The organism is Vibrio sp. Y176 (assembly GCF_033438945.1).
In genome coordinates, this window is record NZ_JAWOQS010000296.1 from 1 (window position 1) to 833 (window position 833).

Here is an 833-nt window from a genome sequence, read left to right on the forward strand (position 1 = left end):
CGGCCAAACTGGCTAACACCGTTTAGCGTAATGTCAGACAACTTACCTTCGCCTACTGTTACGGTGGACAGGATCGCCACACCCGGCGCCGCGATTTCAACTTGATCCGTCGCTTGCGAGAACGCCGCGTGATCATTTTGATTATCGACCGCTGCAACTGACATAACAGAATCCTAAGACGCTGGGTAGCTGTGCGCAGTATTGCCGTCGTTACCCGCCGCAGCGATTAACAGTACGCCTTGATCGTAGATCGCTTTCAGCGCATTTTGCTCCGTGCGGCTCGATTGGCTACCACCGAGGCTCATGTTCACCACGTTTGCGCCATTATCAGCACACGTTTGTATCGCTTTCACAAGACCAGAAGAGTAACCCCAGCCCGCTTCGTTAAACACTTTCACGATGTGAAGGTTCACGTTTTGGTTTGGCATCACGCCCTTCACGCCTTCAGTATTCGCGATCGCAGCGATAGTGCCCGCTACGTGAGTACCATGCGCGTTGTTGTTGCCAGGATCACTCCATGATCCTGTGCCGCTGTCATTGGTACCAGCAACACGGTTACCGCTCAGATCATTGTGCGACAGATCGTAGCCAGAGTCGATGATGCAAACCGTGCGGTTACCTGCATTGAAGTCATCCAACTGCTGAGCATTCACTGCGTTGTAACCCCAAGGTACCGTTTCACTTAGCAGGTAACGCGGTGGATCGACTTCCACGTATTCCACATCACCACGGTTACGCAGTGGTTCAAGATCATCCCCATCCAGCTCAACGCTGTAAATGGCACGGTTACCTAGTTTTTCCACTTTACGTGCTTTCACCTGTTGCAAAACAGA

The 833-nt window shown here is 52.1% G+C and carries 1 pseudogene; it reads right to left on the reverse strand.

The window, feature by feature from the left end:
- Positions 1 to 833, reverse strand: a pseudogene (locus R7O13_RS25670) (S8 family peptidase); the annotation flags it as partial.